Below are 21,261 nucleotides of genomic sequence, written 5' to 3'. Positions count from 1 at the left end.
AGAAGACGTGGAGGCGCAACATGGCTTGCGATGTTCCGTTCACCCGCCGGACATTCCTCAAGGCCATGGGGAGTGGCGCATTCACGATCTCGGTCAGTTCCGTCTCCGCTTTCATAGCCGCCTGCTCTTCGCAGCGCCCGGCCATCGGCCCCGCCGCCAATGCCGCGGCGAACGCCCAACCCACGCCGCAAGCACCGAATGCCGCGCCCGACTGGGCGCCGGAGCCGGGCAAGGCGCGCTGGCGAATCGATGGAGTCCCCAAGGTCACAGGCGCGAAGATCTACGCGCGCGATCACAAGGCACGCGACTTCGACGGCTGGCCGAAAGAAGAAAACTGGTTATATGCCCTGAGATGCAATTGCGTCGACAAGAATTTCGAAGATTTCGACCTGAGCGTATTGCCGCATCCTCTTCGCCCGATTGCCGTGGTATCCAACCAGACGCTGAACGACAATCGCATCTATCTCGCTTCAGAGGCTGATCCGTTAAAGCACGAGGATATCTACCTCTTTGCGCAAAAAGGCCAACCCGCCAATTGCTATGGCCAGCCCGTCGCCTTACTGATTTTCGAAAACTTCGATACGTATCGCCGCGCAAAAAAGCTGCTCGATTTCAACGAGTCGGTGATCCGCTACGGCGCAACGGTATCGAAAAACACCAGGACCGATTTGTATGCGTCCGCATCCAAGCTCTATGTGCGCGACGACGACAATGCGTTTTCGAACCTCCAGAGCAGCGGCCACGCCGATCAGGCATTCACGGACACATGCAACAAAATAGGTAAAGGAATTCTCAGTCTGGCCGGCGCCAAGGTCGACAGCAAGTCCTGGCACCCGTTCAACGGCGCTTTCAAAACGCCCGCGATCGATCCCGTCTTCATGGAGCCGGAATCCGGCCTTGCGTGGTTTCAGGCGGACACGGGTTGTCTGCATCTGGTTCTCGGCACGCAATCGCCGCGCGGCGACGGCATATCCGTAGGCTACGTGTTTTCCGATAGCAATATCAACGTCAAGCACGTACACGTGATCAGCTGCTACCCCGGCGGTGGATTCGGCGGCCGCGATAATTCGAATTTTCCCATTTATCTCGCCCTCGCCGCACCCTTCGCCAAGGGGGCCCTGCGCTGGCAACAGTCCCGCTACGAGCAGTTCCAGGTTGGGTTGAAACGCGCGGAGACCGCATTCACCGAGACCATCTGGCTCGACAATAACGGCAAGCTCCAGGCGCTCGACAGCGCCTTCAGCTTCAATGGCGGCGGCAAGGAAAATCTCACGGGCGCCGTTGGCGACCTCGCCGCCATGAGCGCCATGAGTTGCTACGATATTCCGCGCGCCATTGCGCAAAGCTCCGTGAGTTATACGCCAGATTTGTTCGGCGGCTCGCAGCGCGGCTTCGGCGGTCCGCAGGCTTACCTCGCCATCGAAACGCTCATGGACGAAGCCGCCCAGGCGCTGCACAAAAGTCCATTCGATATCCGGCACACCAACCTGCTCGGCAAGGGTCACGGCAAAACACTCACTGGCGCGCCCATTCTGTTCGATCTGCAACTCGCAGACCTGCTGAACCGACTTGAAGCGCACGAGTTATGGCGCAGCAGGGAAATCGTGCGCGCGCAACGGCGCGCGCTCGGCTTGCGATATGGCGTTGGGCTCGCGATGTCGAATCAGGCATACGGTACCGGCAAAGATGCCGTATTCGCGATGGTGCAGATTCAGGCGAACGCCGGCCTGCGTGTGCTCACCCACTACACGGACATGGGCAATGGTGCAGCAACCACGCTGGCCCTCGCGCCTGCCGCTTGCCTGGGGCAGAACGCGCAGATAATCACCATGAACGAAGTCGAGGCGTTTCAGATACCGGATTTCAATTACAAAATCCTGGGGATCCTGAGCGATAGCCGAAGCAAATCGATCTCTGGTCCCTTTAGTTCTTCGAGCGCCTGCCTCGGTGCGTTCCACCACTTTCAGGCTGTAGACCGCGCCGCGATGGTGTTGTTGTTGCAAAGCGTACTGCCTGCTGCACGCACACTATGGCGCAACCCGCATGTCGAGCGGCAAGATCTCAGGTGGACTAATGGAAAACTGACGACAGCCGGTCACGAGGCCATTAACTGGCCCGCGTTGCTCGACGAGATCAACCGCCTGCAGCTACCTACCGTGGCCGCCGCCCATGTGACCTACGCCGGCGGGTTCTGGAGAAGCAAGTACACGTTCGCGACGGGCGTTGTCGAGATGGACTGCGACTACATAGCGATTGGCCACGATACGCACAATCTCAAGAGCTTGCCTCAGGGAGAGTTGCTGGCGCCACTCGATACGTTTAACTACGGGCGCACGAATTATGCGCCTTCAGCGGCGCTTGTCGCGGTGTCCGTGAGCCCCGAAAGCGGGCGCGTGAAAGTGGAACATGTCGTCACGACGCTCAGCGCCGGACGCCTGATTTGCCCTGAGATCGTGCAAGGCCAATCGCAAGGTGCGGTAGCCATGGCGATGAGCAATGTGCTGAGCGAATCGTGTCCGCTCGGCAATCTCGGTCCCGGCAACGGCACATGGAATCTCGACCGGTACCTCATCACGCGCATGACCGATGTCCCGCGCCAGGAACTCATCGCGCTGCCCCCGCCCGCGGGCAAAGACCATCACAGCGCGCGCGGTATCGGCGAGGCCGTGATGTGCCCCATCGCACCGGCGCTGCTGAACGCACTGGCCATGGCAACCGGGCATCGCTTCAGGGACACCCCCGTCACGCCCGACAAGATACGCGAGGCCCTGAAGTGAGCGAAGCCAACGTCAAGATTCACGTGAACGGACACGCCGTCACGGTGCCGGCCACCGATACCGACATGAGCCTCGCTGAATTCCTTCACGAGCGCCTGGACCTGACGGGAACCAAAGTGTGCTGCGGCATTGGCTCATGCCGTGCGTGCACCGTGGGCCTGCGCAGCAGCCAGGACGCGTTGATGGAAAAGACCCTGGCGTGCGTCACGCCCGTGAGCGCGGTTGCGAATCAATATATCTATACCGTAGAGAGCCTCGCGGATGGCGAAAGGCTTTCGCCACTGCAGCAGACTTTCCTCGAATCTTTCGCATTTCAGTGCGGCTACTGCACGCCTGGCTTCTTGATGGCTGCGACCGCCATGCTCGAACATGTAAAGGCGTACCGCATTAGCGCAGACCAGCTCGAAACCGAAATCGACACCTGGGTCGGAGGAAACCTGTGCCGCTGCACAGGCTACGTCAAGTACCGGGAAGCGATTCGAAAAGTCGCGCAAATGCAGATGAAGCACGGAGGATGACCATGTCTTTGCGCATCCGCCTGTTCGCTCTGTGTTTCTTGTTCACCGTGCCGCTCGCTGCCTTTACGCACGAGCAGACATTGCTCGAATACGCCGATCAATGCGTGAGGGAAATTGGCGAAATCCCGCCGTTCAACTGCAATGACGGAACGGACATTCCCATTACGGTCGATGGGAAACCTCCCGGGCCAAATGCGTCTCCCACGCGATGCGATAAGCCTTCATTGCTGAGCCCGACCTCGGAAGCCAAAGGTCAATGCATTCCGTTTTCGAAGATCCTGAATCTGTCGCGCGGCAGCACGCAAATTTCCGCGTACTGCCGACGCGACGTGCTGCGCCCCGACAAGGACCCGCTCTATGACCTCGTGGTGGTGGTCATGCATCACTCCGGCAACGGCAAGACTTGCTGGTTTGCGTCGAAGCCGCCGCCGTCGCAATCGCAAGCCGATGTGCCCGCGAGTAGCGGGTTCGTCGCGACACGCGTGCCACCGCCAAACGAGAGAAGACCGCCTTCAGGACGGCCCTCCGCAGTCGAATTCTGGGCGACACCCGCACGGGTTGCCGCCAGCACGGCGGGCAACCCCACCTGCCTCAAATGCCACGACGCGGGGCCCTTCATCTTCAGCCCTTATATCGGGCAGGTGTGGGACCGGGTGCCCACCGACCCATGGGGAAAGTATTCGAGTATCGGGCAGGCTTTCGCGTCGTATCACCTCATGACGATGAGCACACCCGGTAACACCTGCATTGGCTGCCACCGCATCGGCAGCGAGCAGAGTTGCACCGCTTTTCTCGGACTCTCGGCGGGCAATCTGAAAGCGCCTGGAAACGACCGGCTCGCCAACAGCTATCCACTGAACCACTGGATGCCAACCGACAACGCCATGAGCACGGCGCAATGGGACAAGGCAAACATCGCGTCGGTCAATGCCTTGCTGGCCTGCTGCAAAGACCCTGCGCACAAAGACCCGAATTGCACGTTCACACCCATGCCTTCGAGTTCGAATATCCGCTCATTGCATTGACCTGCACGAGGAGACCTGAAATGGCTGAAAACGTTAGTGCGAGCAACGTCATATCCGATGTCACGCAAACCCTGCAGACCTTCGATGTGCTCGAACTGCAGCAATATACGCGCGAAAAAAGCTATTCGAGCACGGCTAGCAAGGACTTCCATCTCTTCTACGTGGGACGCGATGACGTTCACGACATCCTGAAGTACGTCCTTTCCCGCGCCAGCGTTTCGCTTTACATGAACATGTTCGGATTCGACGACGAGGAACTCAACGAAATCCTCATGCAGCAAGCGCTGGACCCGACCATCACCATGATGATCACGCTCGACAGGAGCCAGGCGGGCGGCGTGCATGAAAAGAAGCTACTCGATTCCGATATTGCGCAGGACCCGACCAAATTCAACACGTTCTTCGTGATCGGCGAATCGGCGACCCATCAAATCAGTCATACGAAGGGATTCGTAGCCGACGGCAAAGTGGGCGGCGAGGGATCGGTGAACTGGTCGGCGGCCGGCGAGGGAACCTTCGTGATCAAGGGCGTGCCGGGAGGCGCGGGTTACCTGGCGCAAAACAACACACAGACCATCTTCACGGACCCGGACACGATCAACCGGTTTCAGACCGAACTGATCGCCGAACACATGACGGCGAAGGCGCAGGGCTACACACTCCCCACCGCGACATCCGCCACGAAGTCCACCACCACGCCCACCGCCGCGTCGACCAACAAAGCCGCCGCGAAAACCACGGCCAACGCTGCGGGCAACGCGCGCGCCGCTGCGGCCAAAAAAGGTGCGGTAGCGGCAAAGCGGAGTAAGCGCAATTAAGCGCTATCGGACTACGCGTTCAGGTCGGCATGCCAGCCCAGTAAGACACGGCGTCCTGCCGGTCGAACACGAAGGTCTTGAGGGCGACCTGGCGCTCGGGAGAAAGCGCGTCGAATTCGAGTCCGTGCAAGGTCAGTCCTTCCTGTGGGTATTCGGCGCGCAGATTGCGGATCACAGCGACAGCCTGGAACGTCGCCCCCCCATTCCCCGCCTCGATCGGAAATTCCACGCAAATGCGCTCGCCCAGTTCGCCGATCTTGCGCCCGGCGGCAAGCGACATGCCCAGCACGCTGATATCGCAGCCAATGCCGAGCCAGTCCAGTTGCGAGCCCGTCAAATCGACGCCATAGCGCACTGCGAGTTGCGTGCGCACGCGCACGGCGCGGCGTTCGCGCAGCCTGCGTATCGTGCCGGGCTCAGAGAGCACGAGATAGCGGAACGGATGCGCGCAGACCGCCTCGACGGTGCAGACGAGCCAGAACACGGCTTGTGTTGCGATCGCAACGATCTCGACCTGTTCGCCCAGAAACGGCTCCCATGCGGGCTTCGCGGCTGCGGGAGGCGTAACGAACATCGCGCCGCCTGCCCGGAAACCGATCAGCCGGCACGGCAGCATCTCGCGCCCCGTGCCCGCCTGGCTGCGTATGCCTAGCAGCGCGCCAATGGCGAGATTCATGTCGTCCAGCGTCAACGGCACTTTTCCCCGATCGGCACGATCGCCAGGGCCTTCTTGCGCGTTCGTGAGACTCGCCGCCTCTGCCGTGTTGCGATAAGGCTGGAAGTGCGCGAAGAGGAAGTCGCGCTGCTCGCAGTTCAGCACCCCGCCTTGCGGCAGCAGCATCGTTCCGTCATGGTGAAACACCGCCAATGGCAGTGGTGTTTCCAGAGGCAATTGCCCAGGGTCCGCGAGGCGTTCTAGAGTTTTCGACGCGGTACCGCTGCCAGGCTCGTGAATGTGCATGACCGATAGCGTGTGAATTTGTTGGTTTTGTTCGTTGGCAGCATTGTGACCGAAATATAGTGACTGATGTCAATAAAAAATGCCGCCTATCTCCGGCCTTGTTTAACGAAATATTCATGCCACATAAAGCCGGAGATTACGCGCCACAATATTTCTCTTTCTGAATCGTCTACACGGGTATGGAAACGCCGCCCACCCCTAGTCCGCTCACCGCGCAGGACCGCGAAATCGCCGACACCGTCGCCCGCGAGCGCCCGAGGCTGCGCAATTTCATCCGTCGCCGCGTGATCGACCAGGATGAAGCCGAGGACATTCTTCAGGACGTATTCGAAGAACTGGTTCAAGCATGGCGGCTGCCTCAGCCCATCGAGCAAGTGGGCGCGTGGCTCTTTCGCGTGGCGCGAAATCGCATCGTCGACCGGTTTCGCAAACGCAAGGAAGTGCCGCTCACCGAACCGGAAGAGGCCGGGAGCGAGTATCGCCTCGACCTCGCACTGCCCTCGCCGGATGCTGGCCCCGAGGCCGCCTACGCGCGCGCGGCAATGCTCGACGCACTGCGCGCCGCGCTCGACGAATTGCCGGCGAGCCAGCGCGAGGTGTTCATCGCGCACGAACTGGACGGGCGCAGTTTCAAGGAAATGTCGGCCGCGAGCGGGGTGGGCGTGAACACGCTGCTGGCGCGCAAACGTTATGCGGTGCTGCATCTGCGCGAACGTTTGCGCGCGTCATGGGACGACTTCGAAATTTGAACCGAAGGAGAATGAAATGAAGTTTCGCCGCAAAATGTTCGCCAAGGCGCTGCTGATGGTGGCGGTCATCGCGCTGCTGGGCGCAATCGTCATGGGCCTGTGGAACTGGATCGCGCCGGCAATCGTGGCGGGTGCGCATGCCATCGACTATCCGCGCGCAATAGGCCTGCTGGTGCTTTGCCGGATTCTGTTCGGTGGATTCCGTGGGCATGGCGGCTGCCGCAGACGCATGCACTGGCACCAGTGGCAACAGTGGCAACACATGACGCCGGAAGAGCGCGAGCAATTCCGGCGCGGGGCAGCCCCGGGAGCGACGCCGCCTTCGCCATAACCGCCCTTGGCCAGCCTCGCCCCGCCGCGGGCTGGCACAATTCAACTATCGTCGATCCGCCAGGACGTTCCATGCCAGATGCCGCCGCCCGACCGTCACGCGTCGCGCCCCTCTTCGCCCTTCTGCCCTTCCTGCGCCCCTATGCGGGGCGCTGGGCGCTCGCATTCCTCGCGCTGCTGACCTCGGCGGGCGCAACACTCGCGCTGCCGGTGGCGTTCAAGTACCTGATCGACCGTGGCTTCGCGAGCGGCGATCGCACGCATATCGATCGCTATTTCATCGCGCTCTTCGTGGTTTCGCTGGTCCTGGCCGCCGCCACGGCGCTGCGCTTCTACTGGGTCTCGTGGCTGGGCGAACGGGTGACGGCCGACTTGCGGCGCGCCGTGTACGACCACGTGATACGGATGAGCCCCCAGTTCTTCGAGACCACGCAATCGGGCGAAGTGCTCTCGCGGCTCACCACCGACACAACCCTGATCCAGACCGTGGTGGGCACCAGCCTCTCACTGGGCCTGCGCAATTTACTGCTCACGGTCGGTGGCGTGGCAATGCTCGTCACGACGAGCCCCGTGCTGTCCGGCTACATCATCGCGACACTGGTCGTTGTGGTCGCACCTATCGTCGTCTTCGGGCGGCGTGTGCGGCGGCTTTCGCGCGCGAGCCAGGACAAGGTTGCGAACGCAAGCGCTTTGGCGGGAGAAGTGCTCAATGCGATGCCCACCGTTCAGTCGTATGCGCAGGAGTCGTTCGAGGCGAGGCGCTTCGGCGGCGCGGTGGAAACGGCCTTTGAAACGGCGCTCAAACGCATTCGGGCGCGCGCCGGATTGACGGCCGTGGTGATCGTCTTCGTGTTCGCCGCTGTCGTGTTCGTGCTGTGGCTCGGCGCGCAGGCGGTACTCGCCGGGCAGATGAGCGCCGGCCAGCTCTCCCAGTTCATTCTCTACGCGGTGTTCACGGCTGGCGCCGTGGGCGCCGTTGCCGAAGTGTGGGGCGATCTGCAACGGGCCGCGGGCGCCACCGAACGGCTGCTGCAATTGCTCGCCGTGCGCTCGCCCGTGGAGCAGGCGGCGGCAACCGTGCCGCTGCCGGCACACGGCACAGGCATCCGGTTCGACAACGTTTGCTTCTCCTACCCTTCGCGCCCCGGCATCGCTGCGCTCGACGCCTTCTCGCTCGACGTGCGCCCCGGAGAACATGTCGCGCTCGTCGGTCCGTCCGGCGCGGGCAAAACCACGCTCTTTCAATTGCTGCTGCGCTTTTACGATCCGCAGTCGGGCGGCCTCAGCATCAACGGCGTGCCAACGCAGCAGGTGTCGCTCGCGGCGCTGCGCCACGCGATCGGCGTCGTGCTGCAAGAGTCCGTGATCTTTTCGGGCAGCGTGCTCGACAACATTCGCTATGGCTCGCCCGACGCCACGCTCGAAGCCGTCCAGCACGCCGCCGAAATGGCCGCTGCGGCCGGCTTTATCGAGCAACTGCCGCAGGGCTACGACACCTTTCTCGGTGAACGTGGCGTGCGCCTTTCAGGCGGTCAACGTCAGCGCATTGCCATCGCGCGCGCGATCCTCAAGAACCCGCCGATTCTGCTGCTCGACGAAGCCACCAGCGCGCTCGACGCCGCAAGCGAGCGCCTCGTGCAAACGGCGCTGGACAACGCCGCGCAAAACCGCACGACGCTCGTCATCGCGCATCGTCTCGCCACCGTGCAGCAAGCCGACCGCATTGTCGTCATGGAACAAGGCCGTATCGTGGCGCAAGGCCGTCACGCGGAACTGCTGCAGAGTTCGCCGCTTTATGCGCAGCTCGCGGCGCTGCAGTTCGGCGCGCAACACGCGAACACCGTAACGTAAAAGTCGACCGGGCTGCTTCGGCCCAATTGACGTAACCGGCTACACGCGTTTTCGAACGTTCGCAAATCGAAGCACCGCCCACGCGTGCGTTACCGCACATTCAAAGCTTTCAGAAAGATTAAACCTGCTTCCTGTCAATCCGCTCGTTCCGTCTGCGGCGATCGTCTCCTCCAGCACCTAACAATAATCCATTCAGTCTGAAATCGAACGGGGTCCTTCGCAAGCTAGCTTGCGAAGTGTCTTTTCTGCGATGAATCACTTAGGAGAACGATGATGAATCCCCAAGGTACACCGCGCAACCTCGTCGAAGAACATGCGGGAATGAGCCGCCTGAACGAAGAGTTGACTTCGATTTTCCCGCCGCGCTTCAACCACTACGACCCCGGGAGCCTCGCCGTACTCGCGCGAGGCATGCAGTCAGCGGCGGATACCGTGTCGAACGATCCCGACCCGGAAGAGAACCTTTATGTACCGGCCGGATACACGTATTTCGGCCAGTTCATCGATCACGACCTGACGCTCGACACCACGTCGCAGCTGACCTTGATCCAGGCGCGCGCGACTGGCCAGATTCCGACGAACCTGCGCACGCCGCGCTTCGACCTGGACAACGTGTACGGCCCCGGACCCGACGATGCGCCCTACATGTATGCGGACGAAACTCATCCGAAAAAGGGAATTTATCAGGGTGCCTCGTTGATCGAAGGTCACGACGATCTGCCTCGAACCGAGAATGCCTACAACGCTCGCGCGATAATCGGCGACAAGCGCAACGATGAAAATTCGATCGTCTGCCAGATCCAGATGCTTTTCCTGCGCTTTCATAACCGCGTCGTCGCGCGGCTCGCGAAAGCCGACGACACGCTGCGCGGCAGCGATCTGTTCGACGCGGCACGCGCGCAGGTACGCTGGGCGTATCAGCGCGTGCTGGTCGAAGACTTCCTGCATCGGATCGTCGATTCGTCCGTTATCGACGCATTCGTGAGCGGCCACGATCAGGACCGTGCGCATGCCTACAAGCTCTACGGTCCAGGTCCCGCGAGACGCAACCTGCCGCGCGAATTCAGCGGGGCCGCGTACCGGTATGGCCACTCGGGCGTGCGCAACGGCTATGTGCTGAACGACAATTTCAGCGCACCGATATTCGACGGCACGAATGCGAGCAAGCATAGCCTCGTCGGTTTCGACCGGCTGCCCGAAACACACGTGATCGACGACTGGCAACGCTTCTTCCCGAGCGAGCATCCGCTGCCGCGTGAGAAAGGCGGCCCCGGACTCGATGGCGCGAACAAAGCCGCGGCCGGTGTTGCCGACAATGCGTCGAATGACGTCAAGCGTTTGCAATACGCCTACAAGCTCGATCCATCGCTCGTCGATCCCCTTTCGAAATTGCCGCACAGCGTGTCCGATGTGCCGATTCCCGACGCGGCAAACAAACTCGCATCGGCAAAGGGCTATCGTTCGCTGGCCATGCTCAACTTGTTGCGCGGCAACGCCTATGGCCTGCCGAGTGGCGAGACGGTGGCGAGTGCCCTCGGCGTAACGCCGCTCGGGCCCGACGAACTCGTGGTCCGCACGCAGGTTTCGGGTGATCCGTCGAAGACGTACCGCTTCGATCGCATCGCGTCGCTCAATGCGGATGGCGAGAGCCCAGCGCTTGGCGACACCTTCAAGAATGACACGCCGTTATGGTTCTATATCCTCGCCGAAGCGCAACTTCCGGTGCTCAAGCTTGCGCCCATTGGCGTGACGTTCAGCGAGGACGCCATGCTCGGCACGCAGGACGACAAGCCCGGCGTCGGCGCACTCACGCGTCTCGGTCCAGTGGGTGGCCGCATCGTCGTCGAAGTGTTCTACGGGCTGCTGGACGAGGACCCGGATTCGATCATCAATCGCAGCGGCAGCGCGCCTGTGCTCGACGCAGAAATTTTCAAAAACGCGCCCGCCACGTTCTCGCAGATCATCGCTTTCGCGACCGCCGAAGCATGGCGACTGATACCGTTGAAAGCGGTAGTCGATCTGGCGGCCTGAAGTGCCCGCTACGCAAGGGAGGCCAGGCGCGCGACGCTACGCGCCTGGCGCGGCAGCACGATATACATGCCCCAGGCCACGAGCAGGATCGCGCGCAGTGCGTCTGCGAGTGGATGCGAAGAGGAAATCCCAACATTGGCAATGGCCAGGCTACCCGGCAAGGTCCACGCATACGTAGTCAAGCCGAGCAGCGTTGCGCGCCAGAAACCGAAATGCCGGGGCGCGGGCATAGCGTGCGCGGCCAACCCGCGACGCACCATATACCCCGCGAGCGGCAGGCTGAGCAGAACATAAACCAGCGCGGGCACGATGAGAGGCATGCCGGCAATCGCAAGCGAAAATGCGGGCGATGACTGCGCGATGTCGTGCGGAACCCCATTCGCGGCGAACGCCATGAGCGGCGTCGCGATCTTCCCGAGCGAGAGACGCAACACGAAGAAACCCACCACGAACAGCAGCGTGCTCGCGAGCCACTGACGCCAGGCGCAGGACCACCAGACGTAAAGACGCCGGCCGAACGACACACCTGGGATTAGCGTAAACAGCGCCCACTTGTCCCGGCGCGCGCCAATGCATGCGAGGACAACGAACAGAGCGCCCGCGACCACGAATGCGCCCTCATTGCCCACGATCCATTGCGGATGTCCTCCCCCAATCGCCGAAGTCGGCGTAGACGAGGCGAAATTCTGCAGATGCCGCGCAATATAGTCCGAAGGGCTGAGCGCCTGCGAGGATAGATAAAAGGTCATCGCGTCTCCGTCGTGTGTGATGCACTGCCGCATGGCGATTTTATTCAAAACGCACGCATTGCCTCACAACGTGATATACCATCCACTTGTATAAGAACGTCTAAACCCATGCCAATCATGGATGGAGCGATAGCGAGGGACGTATCACTTCCACCTGATCCGGCGAAGTCATCATCCCGGTCAATTGGGGTACGTTTTTTGCGCACCACCGGGAGCCCTGGCCATGCGTTTTGCATGGGCCATATCGCGCTTGCCTTGGGGGTGCGAAATGAATGCCGATCAACCGGGCGCCACGCCCCTTTCGGAGGAAGACGCTCATCGCCAGTTGCGCCGCGCTGTGATTGCCAGCACTATCGGCACGACGATCGAATGGTACGACTTCTTTCTCTACAGTACAGTCACCGGTCTTATCTTCGCGAAGCTGTACTTTCCTGAATCCGACCCGCTCGTTGGCACCCTGCAGGCCTTTCTCATCTATGCCGTGGGCTTCATCGCCCGGCCGGTTGGCGCGGCTATATTCGGCCACTACGGCGATCGCGTCGGCCGCAAGGCCACCCTGATCGTCACCTTGCTGCTCATGGGGCTCGCCACGTTCGCCGTGGCCTTTGTTCCGACCTATGCGTCGATCGGCATCTGGGGCGCCGTTTTACTCACGGTGCTGCGCTTCATCCAGGGTGTGGGCGTGGGCGGCGAGTGGGGCGGGTCCGTCCTGATGTCGATGGAATGGGCGCGCACCAATTCGCACCGCGGCTTCGTCGCTTCCTGGCCGCAATTCGGCGTGCCGGCAGGACTTTTTATCGCCAATCTCGTGGTGCTCGCCGTCAGCCAGTTCTCCGGAGACAGCTTCATGACGTGGGGATGGCGAGTGCCGTTCTTGCTGAGCATCGTGCTCGTCGCGATCGGCCTGTATATCCGCCTGAACATTCTTGAAACGCCGATCTTCGCGAAGCTGCTAGCCGAGAACAGGATCGAGAAAACGCCGATGCTCGAAGTCATTCGCCGCCAGCCCAAGGACATTCTCCTCTCGGCGTTGGCGCGCATGGCCGAACAGGCGCCGTTCTACCTCTACACGGCCTTCGTCTTTACGTATGGCGTGAAGACGCTGCACGTTTCGCGCGACCTCATGCTCAGCGCGGTGCTGGCGGCGGCTGTGCTGCAGTTCGTCACCATTCCGCTCTTTGGGCACGTGTCCGACCTGATCGGGCGCAAGCGCATGTACATGATCGGCGCGGTGGCCGTGGGCATTTTCGGCTTTATCTACTTCAGGATGGTCGATACGAGAAGCCCGGCGTTGATTGTCACGGCCGTGGTGCTTTCGCTCGTGCCGCACGCCATGCTTTACGGTCCGCAGGCTGCGTTCATCGCTGAATCGTTCACAGGGCGGCTGCGCTATAGCGGCGCCTCGCTCGGATATCAGCTGGCTTCCGTGATTGCGGGCGGCCCGGCGCCGTTGATCGCCACTGCGCTATTCGCGTATTACCGCACAGGCTACGCGATTGCGATTTATATCGCCGTGTGCGCGGTGATCAGTCTGCTTGCCGCCTGGCGCATGGGCGATTACACGAACAAGGATATTTCACGCGAATACGACGATAAGCACGGACTTGGCGATCACGGGCACGCTTCTCACCCCGCCTGATCAACTGCTGAAAAACCAGGCGCGCCCCTGCTTGACGAATCTTGCAGGAGCGCGCTTCTTCTCTCACGCCTCAACGATCAGCTATCCTAAGCTGTCAAATCTTCGGCGCCTTGTCGACCACCACGCCCGTCGTCGGGTCGAGGAACACCCTGCGATCTTCGTGGCCGCGACCGCGACGGTCGAAGTCGAACATGCCCATGACGCTGCCTGCCGTCGCATCGAACGAACCGCCGCCGATGCGCTGACCATCAAGCCAGTTGTCTTCGATGAAACGCACCACGGAAGCCTGGTCGATCAGCGTATGGTCGACGTAATTCTCCCTGGCCCACGGCGAGATCACGACGAACGGGGTGCGCGTGCCCGGACCGCAGCGGCCGTTCACGGGCTTGCCGCTCAAGCCAGCCGGCGCCGAACCCGTGCCGCAGATGCCGGCCGCCGTCAACTGGTCGGCAACGCTATCGTACGAAGCGCTAGTGGGCTGCGTGTACGCATGGTCGTACCAGCCGTCCGAGTCATCCCACGCCACGATAACGGCCGTATCTTCCCAGTCATGCTGCTCCTGCAGGAAATTCACGACCTTCGCGACGAAAGCCTGCTCGTCGAGCGGATCCGAATAACCCGCGTGGCCATCCTGATAGGCCGGAGCCTTGAGGAAGCTCACCGAAGGGAAATTGCCCGCTTTCACAGCATTGAAGAAGTCGTCGGTATCGTACTGGTGATTCGCCGGGTCGGGGTTCCCATTCTTGCCCGCGGTGTGCCCGATTGCGGCGAGCGAACCCGGACGCAGATGCTGCGGGTTCGAGGTCGAAGCGTAGTACTGGAACCAGTTGTGGTGCGGAATATAGTCGGCCGTCGCCGCGCCGACCACCGGCGACAGCGTGCTGCGCTTGCAGCCGGTCGTGCCGTTGCTGTTCGTCGTCGCGAGGTTGAAGCCGCCCATGAAGCCGCCCCACGAGACATCGCGCGCATTCAGCAGGTCGCCGATATTCTTGCCGGTCATCTGCGCCGTGTCGGTCGCGCTCGAACAGAGGTCGTAGGCCGGATCGACGTCATTGATCATCGTGAAGCCGCCCTGCCCGTCGTTCACATAATATGAACCGGCGGTCGAAGGCTGCTTCGTTGTGAGCACAACCTTCATGCCGTTGGTCTGCCCCGAGACCACTTCGAGCGCGCCGGGCGTCGACGGACCATAGGTCGACGTATACGCGTTATCGCTCATCGCGAAGTGCTGCGCGTAGTTCCACAACGCCGTGACCGTGTTGCCGTCGTAATAGCCCATCACCTGGCCCTTCGTGCCGAACGCGCCGGCGCCGCCGCTCGTACCATTCCCCGTGTACTCCGGGAAGAGGTCGGCCCGGCCGTCGTCGTACGCTTGCTGCTCGGCCGTATAGGCGTGGTTCTGGTCGGCCGTGGCCGCCTGCGTGCGATCCAGACGGAACGGATTGGCCGCGCCCGCGCCATTGCCCGGATTCGTGAAGTTCGGGTTTTTGGTCAGCAGCGTGCCAGTCAGCCCGTTCACTTCGGGCGTGCCGGGTTGCGCCTTGAATGCAGGCTCGCCGGACGGGTTGGCCGCATGCGGATAAGTCGCGAAGTAATGGTCGAACGAAACGTTCTCGCCATAAATCACGACCAGGTGCTTGATCGGGGTGGCAGTGTGACCGTGTTCCGGATGATTCTTGTCGTGATCGTCACCAGCACTCCACGCAACTGTCGATGCGAATGCTGCGGCTGTGAGCGAACCAACTGCGACGTGACGCCATTGCATATTCGGCTCCTGGTTGGTTTCGTATTGTCGGGATGACCGTGAAGCCGGGTAAAAGGCGTTATGCAGCCCGCATCGTCGCGCTCATGCCAGCGGAATGCGGAGGCTACACGGCATGAGGATTAGAGCATCGGGGTATGAATGCTCAGCGTCAGACTCCTTACGAAATATTTTCGATTGGTAAGTTTGAGGCTGGCGTGGCACTGAATGGGCGCTGAATCGACGAAATCTGCCTTGAATTCAGGTATGAAGATTGACCAGCACTCACGCGCCGGTTAGCAAACAAGGTGAACTAATGGAAATGGACCGCGCCGTGGCGGCCCTGGAATTGAACAGCTGGCTTAGATGAAACTGACGCCGCCGTTTACAGCAATGGTCTGCCCCGTGACGAAGCCATTGCCGACCACCATCAGCACGACCTGTGCAACCTCGTTGGCTTCACCCAGCCGACCAACGGGCAGCCGTTCGGCAACGTTCGCGGCTTTCAGCGGCGCGGCCATTTCGGTATCGATGGGCCCTGGCGCCACGGCGTTCACGGTCACCCCTTCTCGCGCCACGCGCGAGGCGTAGCCGCGTGTCAAGCCTTCGAGGCCCGCTTTCGAAGCGTTGTAGTGAACGCCGACGAGACCTGCGCCGCGCGCGGCGGCCGACGAAAGATTGACGATGCGGCCCCAGCGCCGCGCGCGCATGCCGGGCAACACCGCTTGCGTGCAGAGAAACGCCGACTTGAGGTTGACGGCGAGCGTGTGGTCGAATTCAGCTTCCGTAAGCGACTCGATGTCGCTGAACGTGCCCGTACCCGCGTTGTTCACGAGCACGTCGACCGCGCCGAGGCCGCGCTCGATCTCGCCGATCATGCCGGTCACCTCGCTGGCCGCCGACACGTCGGCGCGCACCGCGAGCGCGCGGCCACCTGCGTTTTCGATCTGCGCGACGACCTGCTCGGCTTCGTCAGCGCGCTGCCGGTAATTCACGGCAACCGCCGCGCCAGCCGAAGCGAGCGCAATGGCAATGGCGCGGCCGATTCCGCGCGAGCCGCCCGTCACGAGCGCAACGCGGTTATTCAGGTCAGGTAAAAGTGCGGACATGCGGACTCCTTCTGCGATGCGCTTCGCCATATGCGCCCATTACATGCCCGCTCTCCGCACAAGGCGGCCGCCGGACACGCTCACGGCGCGGTGCCAATGCCGCCGCCCGGGCCCGCCAGTTCGCCGTCCACGCCAAGCTCAGTTGCGTGGCCGTGAACGCTCGCGCGGCCGCCATGGCGCGAAAACGGCGTGGTGCGCAGCCGCGCGCGGCGCCGGGGGCCGGAAACCGGGTCCAGGTAGAACATGACGAGCGTGCCTGCCGCGGCGGCCGCTGCAAGATGGAACAGAGCCTTCATGGATGCCTCTCGATAGTTGCAACGCATGCAAAGCGCAAAGACCGGCGTGAACGGTACAAGGCACCACTGCGCCAATCCGCGCATCCATTATGCCGCTGACAACTGCGCGAGAGGCGACGGCGTGGTTTGCGCGCTCAGGAAAAGCCCTCGTCCCAGCGCGTATCCCGCACTTGCACCATGCCCGCTTCCACACGCACCGCGAACACCGCGAGGTCCTCATAGGCGGGCGGCGCGAGGACTTTGCCGGTCTTGATGCAAAAGCGCGCGCCGTGCCGCGGGCAGATCACCTCGTCGCCCTCCACGTCGCCACCCGTGAGCACGCCGCCATCGTGCGGACAGGTGTTCTCGATTGCATAGCAGGTCCCTTCGAGATTGAATACGGCGACCTGCGTGCCGTCCACGTCGACGCTGCGCACGGAACCCGGTTGAAACTCGCCGTATGGCGCCACGTCCACCCAATCGGCCATGTCAAAGCATCCCCAGTTGCAGGAGCGCCGCTTCGGACATGCGCTCTCTCGTCCACGGGGGATCCCAGACCAGTTCCACATGCGCCGCGCTCACGCCCTCCACATCATTCACGCATTCTTCGACCGTGCCCGGGAAGGTTTGCGCAACCGGACAACCGGGCGCGGTCAGCGTCATGTGAATCGTCACGTGGCCCGTTTCGGCGTCCACGTCCAGTTGATAGACGAGCCCCAGATCGTAGATGTTGACCGGTATCTCCGGATCGAACACCGAGCGTAGCGCGTCGATCACGCGTTCGCGCAGGTCGCTGCTCGCCGTTTGCGTATTCATTGTCATTTGCCTCCAGGCACGCGCAGCCTCATTCGGTTGAAACAGTGCCGCGCTCGTCGCGCAACGCGGCGTGCAGCGTGTGCCACGCGAGCGTCGCGCATTTGATGCGCGCCGGAAATTCGCGCACGCCCGCGAGCACCGTGAGTTTGCCGAGCCCTTCGGACGAGACCGGCCGATCCGAAGGCGCCGTCGCCATCGCGTGAAAGCGTTCGAACAGCGCTTCGACTTCCGCTTGCGTGCGGCCCTTGAGCGCCTCCGTCATCAACGAAGCCGAAGCCGTTGCGATCGCGCAGCCCGCGCCCTCGAAGCCGGCGTCCTTGACCACTCCGTCTTCGATACGCAGATACAGCGTGACGCGGTCGCCGCACAACGGGTTATATCCTTCGGCGCTATGCGTCGCACCGGGCAAGGCGTGACAGTTTCGCGGCCGCCTGTAGTGGTCGAAGATCGTTTCCTGGTATAGGTCGCGCAGGTCGCTCATAGCGGAAACACCTCTTCTACGCGCGCGAGACCGTCCATCAGCGCGTCGACTTCGGAACGTGTGTTGTACAGCGCAAACGAAGCGCGCACCGTGGCCGGCACGCCGTAGCGCTCCATCACCGGCATCGCACAATGATGGCCCGTACGCACCGCCACGCCGCACTGATCGAGGATCGTGCCGATGTCGTGAGCGTGTGCATTCTCCATGACGAACGAGACAATGCCCAGCTTTTCCTTCGCAGTTCCAATCATTCTCACGTTGGACATACCACGCAGGGCAGCGTCCGCATAAGCGAGCAGATCAGTCTCGTGCCGCTGTGCCACTTCCAGGCCAATCGCGCTCACGTAGTCGAGCGCTGCCGCCAGACCGATCGCGCCCGCGATATTCGGCGTGCCCGCTTCGAACCGCCACGGAATCACGTTGTACTCGGTCTTCTCGAACGTCACGGAGCGGATCATGTCGCCACCGCCCTGCCATGGCGGCATGGCCTCCAGCAACGCAGATGTTGCATACAGCGCGCCAATGCCAGTGGGGCCGTAGATCTTGTGACCCGAGAACGCATAGAAGTCGCAACCGATCGCGGCCACGTCCACGGGAAGATGCGCAATCGCCTGCGCGCCATCCACCAGCACCGGTACGCCACGCGCGTGCGCAAGCTCGATCATCCGCGCAACCGGATTGACGGTTCCCAGCGCGTTCGACGCATGCGCCACGGCCACCATACGCGTGCGTGCGCCGAGCAGGCGTTCGTAGGCGTCGAGGTCGAGCGTGCCGTCGTCGTCGATCGGCACCACCTTCAGCAGAGCGCCCGTCTGCGCACAGACGAGTTGCCAGGGCACGATGTTCGAGTGATGCTCCATCGCGGTGATGAGCACTTCGTCACCGGGCCGAAGTCGCGGCCGCGCGTAGCTTTGCGCCACCAGATTGATCGCTTCCGTCGTGCCGCGCGTGTACACGATCTCGTTCTCATGCGCCGCATGCAGGAAACGCGCAATGCGTGCGCGAGCGCCTTCATAGGCGTCGGTCGCGCGTTGCGACAGCAAATGCACGCCGCGATGCACGTTGGCGTTGTCATGCTCGTAATAGGCCTGCTCGGCGGCGATCACGCTCGCGGGCTTCTGCGTGGTCGCGGCGTTGTCGAGATACACGAGCGGCTTGCCATGCACGCTTTCGCGCAGAATCGGAAAGTCGCGGCGCCAACCCATCACTGTTTCGGCGTCGGGAATACTCACCGGTTCGATCAGATTCATGACAGTCCTCGCAGATATTCGCCGCCGGGCAAGCGCGCGAGCAGTTGTTGCGTGAGCCGGCTGCGCAGCGCGGCGCTTTCCACGCGATCCACGCTCACGCGCGCGAACGACCATACGAGGAGCGCGCGCGCCATGCGCTCGTCAATGCCGCGCGAGCGCAGGTAAAAAAGCGGACTCTCGTCGAGTTGGCCGACGGTCGCGCCGTGCGTGCACTTCACGTCGTCGGCGTGAATTTCCAGTTGCGGCTTCGTGTCGATCTCGGCGTTGCGCGAGAGCAGCAGATTGTCGTTACCCTGGTGTGCGTTGGTCTGCTGCGCATTCTGGTGCACGATCACGCGGCCATCGAACACGCCATGCGAGGCGCCGTCGAGCACGCCGCGATAGTATTCGCGACTCGTGCCGCGCGGCATCTCATGGTCGATACGCGTGTGATGATCCACGTGCTGCCTCGCGCTCACGAAATACAGGCCGTTCAGATCGGCCTGGGCGTCTTCCGCGTCGAGCCGCGTATCGATCTGCGTGCGTGACAATGCGCCGCCAAACGCAAACGAGTGCGAGGTGAAGTGACTGGCGCGCCGCTGCGAAACGCCTACGTGCGCGATATGAAACGCGCTGCGTGCCTCCTGCTGGATACGGCAGTGCTGAACGTCAGCCTCTTCATCGGCGACGATCTCCGTGACGGTGTTGACGAAATAGGCTTCGTCGGTAATGCCCGCGAACTGTTCGACGATCGAGCACCGCGCGCCTCGCTCCGCCACCACCGCGTTGAAGGGATGCATGGCGAGCGCGGCCTCGCTGCTAAAGAACAACACATGCAGCGGCCAGTCCAGCGCGCAGCCTGGCGGCAGTACGACCACATAGCCGTCGCTGCGAAATGCGCCGTTGAGCGCCGCAAAGCCGTCCTCGGGCGCGCGGCGCGCCATGATGGACTCTACCCGATCAGGAATCCTTCGCATCGCCTGTGCGAGCGTGCCAACGAACGCGCCTTCCGGTAAAGGCGGCAGTGACGAGAGCTTCGGCGCGTGCCGGCCGTTCACGAACACGATACGGCCGCCAGCGTCGGCGGGCACGAGGTCGTCGATCAGGCGGGCATAGTCCGTTGGCTCACCGTCCGAAGGCATGAAATGCCAAAGCGGCTTCGCAATGGGCGTCACATTGGTGTATTTCCACGCTTCCAGCTGCGTGCCCGGAAAGCCCAACGTTTCGAACCGTTCGAACGCGTGCCGCCTCGCCTTGCGCAGCCAGGGCAGCTCGACGCCGGCCAATGTTCCCGCCATCGTGCGGAAGGCGTCGCGGTAATGCTCGCGCATTGATTCGCTCATCGTTGCTCCCTGACGGCTGCCGTGTGTTGCGTGCCAGGGGCCGGCCCACCTGCCGGTCCGTCGCTATCCGGCTCGCCGAGCCAACCGTAGCCCTTGCGCTCCAGTTCGAGCGCGAGCTCATGCGAACCCGATCGCACGATGCGCCCCTGCGAAAGCACGTGCACATGGTCCGGCACGATGTAGTCGAGCAGGCGCTGGTAGTGCGTCACCAGCACGATCGCGCGGTCCGCGCTGCGCATCTGGTTCACGCCGCGCGCGACGAGTTGCAGCGCGTCGATATCGAGCCCGGAGTCGGTCTCGTCGAGAATCGCGAGACGCGGTTCCAGCACTGTCATTTGCAGCACCTCGTTGCGCTTTTTCTCGCCGCCCGAAAACCCTTCGTTCACGCCGCGGTACAAAAGGTCCTCCTTCATCTCCATGGCCGCCATTTTCTGCTTCACTAGCGCGAGAAAATCCATGGCGTCGAGTTCCGACTCACCACGATGTCTGCGCAGCGCATTGAGCGCGGCCTTGAGCAGATAGATATTGCTCACGCCCGGTATTTCCACCGGATACTGAAACGCGAGAAAGAGCCCGCGTCGCGCGCGCTCATCGGGCGCAAGCGCGAGCAGGTCGCAGCCGTCGTACTGCACGCTGCCTCCCGTGACCACGTATTGCTCGCGCCCCGCCAGCACATGGGCGAGCGTGCTTTTGCCGGAGCCGTTCGGCCCCATGATCGCGTGAACCTCGCCCGTATTCACGCGCAAATCCACACCGCGCAGAATCGGCTTGCTTTCTACTTCGACATTCAGATTGCGGATTTCCAGCATACTGCTCTCC

General features: G+C 62.2%; 20 protein-coding genes. 9 read left to right on the top strand and 11 right to left on the bottom strand.

What is annotated here, in order from left to right:
• Nucleotides 1-20 precede the first annotated feature (20 nt).
• From JMY28_RS06680 to JMY28_RS38875, 4 genes are read left to right on the top strand one after another with little or no spacing between them, the layout of a single operon-like run.
• A complete protein-coding gene (locus JMY28_RS06680; RefSeq protein WP_201695087.1) occupies nt 21-2,777 on the top strand; it encodes a xanthine dehydrogenase family protein molybdopterin-binding subunit in 2,757 nt (918 codons plus the stop codon).
• On the top strand, nt 2,774-3,295 hold the full coding sequence (locus JMY28_RS06675) for a (2Fe-2S)-binding protein (RefSeq protein WP_236596730.1): 522 nt from the start codon (nt 2,774-2,776) through the stop codon (nt 3,293-3,295). The genes JMY28_RS06680 and JMY28_RS06675 overlap by 4 nt, the downstream gene beginning before the upstream one ends.
• 2 nt (nt 3,296-3,297) lie before the next feature.
• Nucleotides 3,298-4,320 (top strand): hypothetical protein, encoded by a 1,023-nt coding sequence (locus JMY28_RS06670; protein ID WP_201695086.1) that lies wholly within the window; start codon nt 3,298-3,300, stop codon nt 4,318-4,320.
• Nucleotides 4,321-4,340: 20 nt separating this feature from the next.
• On the top strand, nt 4,341-5,138 hold the full coding sequence (locus JMY28_RS38875) for a phospholipase D-like domain-containing protein (RefSeq protein ID WP_236596729.1): 798 nt from the start codon (nt 4,341-4,343) through the stop codon (nt 5,136-5,138).
• A 19-nt stretch (nt 5,139-5,157) separates the two neighbouring features.
• On the opposite strand, the gene JMY28_RS06660 is transcribed toward JMY28_RS38875, so the two are convergent.
• Nucleotides 5,158-5,979: a PilZ domain-containing protein gene (locus tag JMY28_RS06660; protein WP_201695085.1), complete on the bottom strand. Its 822-nt coding sequence runs from the start codon at nt 5,977-5,979 to the stop codon at nt 5,158-5,160.
• A gap of 299 nt (nt 5,980-6,278) precedes the next feature.
• On the opposite strand from JMY28_RS06660, the gene JMY28_RS06655 reads away from it, so the two are divergent.
• The 4 genes from JMY28_RS06655 to JMY28_RS06640 all read left to right on the top strand — a co-directional run bounded on the left by JMY28_RS06655 (nt 6,279) and on the right by JMY28_RS06640 (nt 11,060).
• Nucleotides 6,279-6,848, top strand: coding sequence for an RNA polymerase sigma factor (locus JMY28_RS06655; RefSeq protein ID WP_201695084.1), 570 nt, complete (start codon nt 6,279-6,281; stop codon nt 6,846-6,848).
• 16 nt (nt 6,849-6,864) lie between these two features.
• On the top strand, nt 6,865-7,179 hold the full coding sequence (locus JMY28_RS06650; RefSeq protein WP_201695083.1) for a hypothetical protein: 315 nt from the start codon (nt 6,865-6,867) through the stop codon (nt 7,177-7,179).
• A 71-nt stretch (nt 7,180-7,250) separates the two neighbouring features.
• Nucleotides 7,251-9,029 carry an ABC transporter transmembrane domain-containing protein gene (locus JMY28_RS06645; protein WP_201695082.1) on the top strand — a complete coding sequence of 593 codons (1,779 nt, stop codon included), beginning with the start codon at nt 7,251-7,253 and terminating at the stop codon, nt 9,027-9,029.
• A gap of 270 nt (nt 9,030-9,299) precedes the next feature.
• Complete coding sequence (locus JMY28_RS06640) at nt 9,300-11,060, top strand: peroxidase family protein (RefSeq protein WP_201695081.1); 1,761 nt, start codon at nt 9,300-9,302, stop codon at nt 11,058-11,060.
• 8 nt (nt 11,061-11,068) lie between these two features.
• Here the strand turns inward: JMY28_RS06640 and JMY28_RS06635 are convergent, their stop codons facing one another.
• Nucleotides 11,069-11,809 (bottom strand): hypothetical protein, encoded by a 741-nt coding sequence (locus JMY28_RS06635; RefSeq protein ID WP_201695080.1) that lies wholly within the window; start codon nt 11,807-11,809, stop codon nt 11,069-11,071.
• Between the two features lie 268 nt (nt 11,810-12,077).
• On the opposite strand from JMY28_RS06635, the gene JMY28_RS06630 reads away from it, so the two are divergent.
• Entirely contained in the window at nt 12,078-13,448 is a 1,371-nt protein-coding gene (locus JMY28_RS06630) for an MFS transporter (RefSeq protein ID WP_201695079.1), read from the top strand.
• A gap of 94 nt (nt 13,449-13,542) precedes the next feature.
• Here the strand turns inward: JMY28_RS06630 and JMY28_RS06625 are convergent, their stop codons facing one another.
• The 9 genes from JMY28_RS06625 to sufC all read right to left on the bottom strand — a co-directional run bounded on the left by JMY28_RS06625 (nt 13,543) and on the right by sufC (nt 21,251).
• Nucleotides 13,543-15,213: a phospholipase C gene (locus tag JMY28_RS06625; RefSeq protein ID WP_201695078.1), complete on the bottom strand. Its 1,671-nt coding sequence runs from the start codon at nt 15,211-15,213 to the stop codon at nt 13,543-13,545.
• A 338-nt stretch (nt 15,214-15,551) separates the two neighbouring features.
• Nucleotides 15,552-16,298, bottom strand: coding sequence for an SDR family NAD(P)-dependent oxidoreductase (locus tag JMY28_RS06620; RefSeq protein ID WP_201695077.1), 747 nt, complete (start codon nt 16,296-16,298; stop codon nt 15,552-15,554).
• Between the two features lie 80 nt (nt 16,299-16,378).
• Nucleotides 16,379-16,594 carry a hypothetical protein gene (locus JMY28_RS06615; RefSeq protein ID WP_201695076.1) on the bottom strand — a complete coding sequence of 72 codons (216 nt, stop codon included), beginning with the start codon at nt 16,592-16,594 and terminating at the stop codon, nt 16,379-16,381.
• Nucleotides 16,595-16,728: 134 nt separating this feature from the next.
• Nucleotides 16,729-17,061, bottom strand: a complete 333-nt coding sequence (locus JMY28_RS06610; protein WP_201695075.1) for a non-heme iron oxygenase ferredoxin subunit — start codon at nt 17,059-17,061, stop codon at nt 16,729-16,731.
• A gap of 1 nt (nt 17,062) precedes the next feature.
• Nucleotides 17,063-17,389 (bottom strand): SUF system Fe-S cluster assembly protein, encoded by a 327-nt coding sequence (locus JMY28_RS06605; protein ID WP_236596728.1) that lies wholly within the window; start codon nt 17,387-17,389, stop codon nt 17,063-17,065.
• 28 nt (nt 17,390-17,417) lie between these two features.
• Complete coding sequence (gene sufU / locus JMY28_RS06600) at nt 17,418-17,870, bottom strand: Fe-S cluster assembly sulfur transfer protein SufU (RefSeq protein ID WP_201695073.1); 453 nt, start codon at nt 17,868-17,870, stop codon at nt 17,418-17,420.
• Nucleotides 17,867-19,120: a cysteine desulfurase gene (locus tag JMY28_RS06595; protein ID WP_201695072.1), complete on the bottom strand. Its 1,254-nt coding sequence runs from the start codon at nt 19,118-19,120 to the stop codon at nt 17,867-17,869. The genes sufU and JMY28_RS06595 overlap by 4 nt, the downstream gene beginning before the upstream one ends.
• Nucleotides 19,117-20,442 (bottom strand): Fe-S cluster assembly protein SufD, encoded by a 1,326-nt coding sequence (gene sufD, locus JMY28_RS06590; RefSeq protein WP_201695071.1) that lies wholly within the window; start codon nt 20,440-20,442, stop codon nt 19,117-19,119. Before sufD ends, JMY28_RS06595 begins: the two co-directional genes overlap by 4 nt.
• Nucleotides 20,439-21,251, bottom strand: a complete 813-nt coding sequence (gene sufC / locus JMY28_RS06585; RefSeq protein ID WP_201695070.1) for a Fe-S cluster assembly ATPase SufC — start codon at nt 21,249-21,251, stop codon at nt 20,439-20,441. The genes sufD and sufC overlap by 4 nt, the downstream gene beginning before the upstream one ends.
• Between the last annotated feature and the right edge of the window lie 10 nt (nt 21,252-21,261).

It is taken from the genome of Paraburkholderia hiiakae, from assembly GCF_904848665.1.
Taxonomy (GTDB): domain Bacteria; phylum Pseudomonadota; class Gammaproteobacteria; order Burkholderiales; family Burkholderiaceae; genus Paraburkholderia; species Paraburkholderia hiiakae.
This window is presented reverse-complemented; position numbering and strand designations above follow the sequence as displayed.